This is a genomic window from Bombilactobacillus bombi (assembly GCF_013607485.1).
GTDB lineage: Bacteria > Bacillota > Bacilli > Lactobacillales > Lactobacillaceae > Bombilactobacillus > Bombilactobacillus bombi_A.
In genome coordinates, this window is record NZ_SCHP01000054.1 from 1 (window position 1) to 6,615 (window position 6,615).

A 6,615-nucleotide genomic window follows, 5' to 3' on the forward strand; every position below is an offset into this window, starting at 1 on the left:
ATTCAATCCATTTAATATCGTTGTTGTCATAAATACGAATATTATTCTTATCTCTTTTTGGTGTTATTAGATATTCTTTTTCGTAATATCTAAGTGTATCGACAGTTAAATTGACTCTTTTAGAGAATTCGCCAATTTTATAGCTTGATTTGTTCATTAGTTTTCACCCATTATCATATTTAAATTAAAATTATTGTTAAGATTAAAAGATAATATAACAGAAGTTTCTGATACTTTCAGCACGTAAATAATCAGCCTAGTATAAAAAATTATCCAAAAATAACCGCCTATACTTTGACCAGTTGGCGGTTAATTTATTGAGTAATCAGTTTCACTTAATTATTGGCTGAAGGCTTTAACATATTTTTCGGATGCTGCAATTTTTGATAATCAGCAGTCGATAATCTCCAGTATGACTGATGGACAGGAAATATCGAAATAGGGTAATCTTTAGTTTTTAGATAATGATTATTGTGGTTACTGTAAAGAGCAAGTTCCATATTGGGGTGGTGATTGGCGGTTGTTAATAAGTAACGATATTGTAACTTTGAATTAGCTGGAATCTGAGCGTTAAGATGCACTTCTTTATTATTAAAAGAATTATTCGTTATATGATAAATTCGTTTGCAGGCTAGACGACTATGAGTTTGGGCAACTTTTTGTCCTTGAGCATTATAGATGCTGATAGTTTGAACCTTGGGAACAGTTTTAGTAGGTAAACTAAAACCCATTGTAAGTGGAATTATCAATAATACTCCTAATAATAAGGCTAATTTTTTAGCTAATTTCAACATCATTTATCATCTCCTGTAATAGTATAGTAGCACACTAGGAGAAAGAAATCCAGTTAAATTTTTTTCTAAATTAGCTAACCAAATTTAATAAGTACATCCATTAAAAAAGCCTAACGTCTGCTAGGCCAAGAAAATCTTTCACAATTTTTTGTTGTTGATGAGTGCGCCAAGTCATTAATGAGCCATTTTTTGCTCATATTGCTGCATTACTTTAGAAATGCTAAACGTCACAGCAAAATACAAAAACATTACCACGACTAAAGGCATCATCCCCCGAAAGGTATCGGCTTGAATAATCCGCGATTGATAAATCAGTTCACTTACACCAATAACAGAAGCTAAGGAGCTGTCCTTAACTAAGGAAATTAATTGGTTGCCTAGTGCTGGCCAAATATTCTTGAGGGCTTGCGGAAGAATAACAAAACGCATCGTTGTATGAGCCGACATCCCAAGTGAATAGGCGGCTTCACTTTGACCAATAGGGATGGAATTGATTCCCGAACGAATAACCTCCGCGATATAAGCTGCCGCATTAAGTGAGATGGCAATAATTCCAGAAAGTAACGTTGGCAAGTCTACCAAAAATCCGAGGCCAAAATAGATAAATAAGACTTGAGCCATTAAGGGCGTCCCCCGCACAAATTCAATATAACTTACAGCGATAATATGGAAAAATTTATTGTGGCTCAGCCGCATTAAAGCTAGAATCAATCCTAAAACTACGCCCAAAATAATTGAAACAGCAGAAATAATTAAGGTATATTCAAATCCCTTAGCAAAAAAGTCCCGATAGGTCCACATGGAATTAGCTGCTGCCCGACTTTGAGGAGAATTACCCGTAGCAAAATATTTTTTAGCTTGGGGCAAGTACTTATTATTAATTAAATTATGGGCTTGAATTTCGGCAATTGATTGATTGGCAGAATTAACTAGTGATTGGGCGCCTTTAGGAAAGGCTACCGCCATTCCAGGAGTTTGGCCCATATCGAATCCCGATTTAATTGCGACTAGACCGCCAACTTTTTTGGCAAAGGCTTCTGCTGTTGGCTGGTCTAAAGCCACGGCATCCAATTTATGAGTTTGTAAGGCGAGAATCAATGAGGTACTTTTGTCCATCCCTGTTAGTTTAGATTTTTTTGCTTGATCACGGATCATATTATATTGAATAGAACCAGTTTGTGAGCCGATAGTTTTACCGGCGAGTGAATGGTAGTCTTTAATTTGGTGCTGATCACTGGCTCTAATAACTAAATCCATACCGCCATTAAAATACACATTGCTAAAATCTACATTTTCAGCCCGTTTGGCAGTTTTACTCATTCCCGCAATTACCATATCAAGTTTGCCGGCTTCTAAAGCCATCAGCAAGGAATTAAAATCCATCGTCTTAATGACTAATTTAACGCCCATATCATGAGCAATTTTTTGAGCAACAGCAATATCTAACCCGACAATCTGGGAGTGGTCATGACTTATAAATTCATACGGGGGAAAATTGGGACTTGTTCCCATTACAATGGTTCCTTTTGCCTTTATTTTTTGCAGATAATGATCTGACGCTGGGGTCTGAACATCTGCTTGGACCTGTGTAATCGGTCCGCAGGTTAATATTAAGAGATTTACTGTGAGCAGTAAGGTTAGTAAATTAAGTAGTTTTTTCATCTTTTTCTCCTTATATTTTAAGTAAGTAGTTTTTTAAACTAAAAAAAGAAGCCTGTGAAAACAGACTTCTAAAGCCAAAAAAGTCTGCATGTACTAATTCATGCAGACTAAAATAGTTATTTTGAATAAAAGTCGGCATGAACACAATCTAATGGAACAGACTGCATTCATGCAAAAATGAAAGCAGTCGTGTGTTAGCGACTTCGCAGACGGATATTAAGTGAGTTTGTTAAATTAGACATTGTCATTTACTCCTATCAAGTGCTGTTATTTGCAAAGTATACGCGCTTTTTGACATCGCTGTCAATAACTTTTTTAATAAAATGAGAAAAATATTATTTAACCCTCTTAGTCCTAGTTGCATTTACTTTTTTAAATATTTATACTTAAACTAGTAGCATTAAATGTCGCCGGACATGACAATCATTAACTCTTTTAGGCCTAAGTAAGAGTTTAATGGTTGTCTTTTTTTTAAAAAGGGAGAAATTAAAATCATGGTATGGTTAGAATTATTTTTAGCGGGTTTAGGTGAAGTCTTTTGGTCAGCAATGATGAAGTTAAGTAAAGGGTTTACGCGTGTATCCTATTCAGTTTTAACAGTTATAGGAATGATTTTGAGTTTTTACTTTTTAATTAAGGCTACTAAGAAGCTGGATTTGAGTTTGGCCTATCCTATTTGGACAGGAATTGGGACTTTAGGATCAGTTTTGGTGGGCAGTTTCCTCTTTCAAGAATCGATTTCTTTAACTAAATGGTTTTTTGTTATTTTATTATTAGTTGGTATTATCGGATTAAAAGTCAGCAAATAGTGAACCTTAATCTGCAAGAGCTGACAGTAACTATTTTGGGATGTTTCCTTGGCTACAAGGCTGAAGGGTCCACTTATTAAACCACTTTTATCTAGTAGACTAAACTGCAAAATGACTATTTCACTAATTAATATCGCCAATAGTTTTGTAGATAATTGCCATATTAGCGAATTAATTTGGCTGGTTGGGGATTAACTGGTGGCAAGCTGTAGCTAGACTATTAATAAAGGGCGTTAATTGATGGGCGTTTTTGGTAAGATAAACAGCATAAAAATCCATTTGGGCTGACTGATCAGCAATGGGGACACAATTGCGACCATTATTTGGAGGAAAATGCTGAGTAAAGGGAGTGAAGTTGGTACTAAAATAAGGAAAATTAGAGTATTTGGTAATTTCAGCAAGGGCTTCTTGCTGTTCTTGATAAAGGAATTTAGCCGCCGGCACTTGTTCTTGGATGATATTTTTCCAAATACCAATATTTTGTAACACAATAAAACTTTTACCTTTTAGCTGGTTAAAGGTTACTGTTTTTTGACTAGCTAAATCCATGAATTTATCTAAGTTAACGGCTAATCGCTCCTGCATGAGATATTTTGCTGTAGTCATTTCCGTGTTCAAAGGTTGATTAGTAATGATAATAGATAAGTAATTAGTTTGTAATTGAGGGAGAATATTCTCCGGGCGGAGTAATTGGTCTTCAATAATAAATGGTCTATTTAAATGCGTGCGCAAATACTTGAGAATGATTACCGGACCGGGAGCAACACTGCCAATTTTAATCTGACGGTGGCTGATTTCATAATTGCGGACATTTTTGTGGAAGCTCTTATTTTGCTGTAATAACTTTTGGGCTTCTTGGGCAGCATATCGGCCAGTGGATGTGAGACTTAATCGATTAGGCTGACGAATAAATAGCTGCACGCCCAGCTCTGTTTCTAATTTTTGCAGGCCGCGAGTAATTGTGGGCTGAGTCAAGTGAAATTTTTGGGCGGTTTGAGCTAAAGTGCCCGTTTGAGAAAAAGTAACGAGTTCTTCTAAAAGATGATTATCAATCATTAAATATCCTTTCTAGTATACGATAACTGTATACTAGCATGTGTAATTAGTAATATTCAAACAGCAGCCTTAACCATATAATAAAAGTAGGATTGCTGAAAGTTCATAGAGAAAGGAAGTTAATTATGACAGTAGCAAATGTTACGTTGAATAATGGTGTAACAATGCCTCAAGAAGGTTTTGGAGTCTTTCAAGTTAACGATTTAAAAGTATGTGAACAAGCAGTTTTAGATGCACTGGATGTAGGCTACCGCTTAATTGATACGGCTCAAGCTTACGGCAACGAAGCCGCAGTTGGCAAAGCCATTCAAGCAAGTAGTGTTAAACGCGAAGACATCTTTTTAACAACCAAAGTTTGGGTTTCTAATGCAGGATATGAACTGGCTCAAGCCTCAATTATGAAGTCGATGGATAATCTCCAAACAGATTACCTAGATTTAGTCTTGATTCACCAGCCATTTGGTGATTACTATGGCACATATCGTGCTTTAGAAGAACTTTATAAGGTTGGTAAGATTCGCGCCATTGGAGTTTCTAATTTTTATCCAGATCGTTATGTTGATTTAGTAAAAAATGTGTCGGTTACGCCTGCAGTTAATCAATTAGAAACTCATGTATTTAATCAACGCCAAAATGATCGGATCTTTTTGGAGAAGTATGGCACACAAATTGAATCTTGGGGACCATTTGCGGAGGGTAAGAATAATCTTTTCCAAAATCCCACATTAACTAAGATTGGTCAATCTTATAATAAGACTGCTGCACAAGTAGCTTTGCGCTTTTTGATTCAAAGTGGCGTGGTAGTTATTCCTAAATCAACCCACAAAGAACGTATGCAGCAAAATTTTGATATTTGGGATTTTGTCTTAAATGAACAAGAAATGCAGCAGCTGCAGGCTTTAGATACTGGTAAGAGTTTATTTATAGATCATTATGCTGGAGAAACTGCTGAAATGTTTAATGATCGCAAATTGTAAGTGGGAGGTCTTTAATGCAAATACCGACAATTAAATTAAATAATGGCGTGACAATGCCTCAACTAGGCTTGGGAGTTTATCAAATTACCGATTTGAATCAATGCGAGCAAACGGTGTTGACTGCTATTAATGCGGGCTATCGCTTAATTGATACTGCTGCTGCCTATCACAATGAAACTGCTGTGGGACAAGCCATCAAGCAGACCTCTGTAGCACGGGAACAGCTGTTTATTACTTCTAAATTATGGGTGGCAGATGCTAATTATGAACGTGCTAAACGAGCAATTAATGAATCTTTAGAAAACCTTCAATTGGATTATTTAGATTTATATCTGATGCATCAAGCCTATGGTGATGTGGCTGGTGCCTGGCGGGCAATGAGTGAAGCATATCAGGAAGGTAAAATTCGCGCGCTTGGAGTATCGAACTTTTTTCCTGATCAGCTGAAAAATCTGGAGTTAATGAGTAACATCCAGCCAGTCATTGACCAAATCGAGGTTAATCCTTGGTATCAAAGAGCAAGCGATGTTCAAGCCATTCAAAGAGAAAATGTAGCTGTGGAAGCTTGGGCGCCGTTTGCTGAAGGCCAACATGAGATTTTTACTAATGAAACTTTAGTTCAAATTGGTCAAAAATATCATAAATCTGTTGGACAAGTAATCTTGCGCTGGTTAATTCAACGAGGAATCGTTGTGCTGGCTAAATCCGTTCACCAAAGTCGAATAGAAGAAAATAGTGCTGTGTTTGATTTTGAATTATCTGATGACGATATGCAGACTATTGCTACTTTAGATAAGGGCGAAAGTCAATTCTTTGATCATCGTGATCCAGTAACCATTGAGCAAATCTTTGGTTCCAGTTTGGCACAGTTAAAAGAATAAAACCGCTATAAACGACATATTCATTAATACGGTGTAAATAATAAGGATGGAACAATATTTTGTTCCATCCTTTTTGCTTGCTTTAGCGTGTAGCAAAATGTAAGAAAACGATTGAGTTTAGTTCACCAAATCCAACATAATCGTTGGAACTAAAACCAAGAATTAAACCTTTAGAAAATTGGATGCCTATGGATACTTTAACTTGTTTATCACTTTGTGCATTAAAATGTAAAAATGGTGCAGGCTTGCGCTTGAAGTAATTCTTTAAGTTTGCGATGTGTTTTGGATTAAATCAAATTATATTAAAAAATATAGCAAAAACTATTGAAATTATTTATCCTTGGAAAAATAAAGTTTAATGACAAAATTTATGAAATAATGTGAAAAAATTTAATGCTACCTATATCAATAAATCACTGATCTGTCTCTTATACAA

The 6,615-nt window shown here is 35.8% G+C and carries 7 protein-coding genes; 3 read left to right on the forward strand and 4 right to left on the reverse strand.

The features are described 5' to 3' along the window. The 3 genes from EQ827_RS07365 to EQ827_RS07375 form a co-directional block, all read right to left on the reverse strand. Positions 1 to 157 (reverse strand): MerR family DNA-binding transcriptional regulator (locus EQ827_RS07365; RefSeq protein WP_181190356.1); only part of this gene is annotated, 157 nt, incomplete at its 3' end. Between the two features lie 178 nt (positions 158 to 335). Beyond that, positions 336 to 797, reverse strand: coding sequence for a hypothetical protein (locus EQ827_RS07370; RefSeq protein ID WP_181190357.1), 462 nt, complete (start codon positions 795 to 797; stop codon positions 336 to 338). 171 nt (positions 798 to 968) lie between these two features. After that, positions 969 to 2,456 carry an ABC transporter substrate-binding protein/permease gene (locus EQ827_RS07375; RefSeq protein ID WP_181190358.1) on the reverse strand — a complete coding sequence of 496 codons (1,488 nt, stop codon included), beginning with the start codon at positions 2,454 to 2,456 and terminating at the stop codon, positions 969 to 971. A 494-nt stretch (positions 2,457 to 2,950) separates the two neighbouring features. Here EQ827_RS07375 and EQ827_RS07380 point away from each other — a divergent pair, with 494 nt between their 5' ends. Beyond that, the gene (locus tag EQ827_RS07380; RefSeq protein WP_181190359.1) at positions 2,951 to 3,265 is read left to right on the forward strand and encodes a DMT family transporter; all 315 of its coding nucleotides are present in this window, start codon (positions 2,951 to 2,953) and stop codon (positions 3,263 to 3,265) included. A gap of 171 nt (positions 3,266 to 3,436) precedes the next feature. Here EQ827_RS07380 and EQ827_RS07385 read toward each other — a convergent pair whose 3' ends face one another. Further along, positions 3,437 to 4,321 carry a LysR family transcriptional regulator gene (locus EQ827_RS07385; protein ID WP_181190360.1) on the reverse strand — a complete coding sequence of 295 codons (885 nt, stop codon included), beginning with the start codon at positions 4,319 to 4,321 and terminating at the stop codon, positions 3,437 to 3,439. Between the two features lie 164 nt (positions 4,322 to 4,485). Here EQ827_RS07385 and EQ827_RS07390 point away from each other — a divergent pair, with 164 nt between their 5' ends. After that, positions 4,486 to 5,298 carry an aldo/keto reductase gene (locus tag EQ827_RS07390; protein WP_219912672.1) on the forward strand — a complete coding sequence of 271 codons (813 nt, stop codon included), beginning with the start codon at positions 4,486 to 4,488 and terminating at the stop codon, positions 5,296 to 5,298. A gap of 14 nt (positions 5,299 to 5,312) precedes the next feature. Beyond that, positions 5,313 to 6,179, forward strand: a complete 867-nt coding sequence (locus tag EQ827_RS07395; protein WP_181190362.1) for an aldo/keto reductase — start codon at positions 5,313 to 5,315, stop codon at positions 6,177 to 6,179. Positions 6,180 to 6,615: the final 436 nt, after the last annotated feature.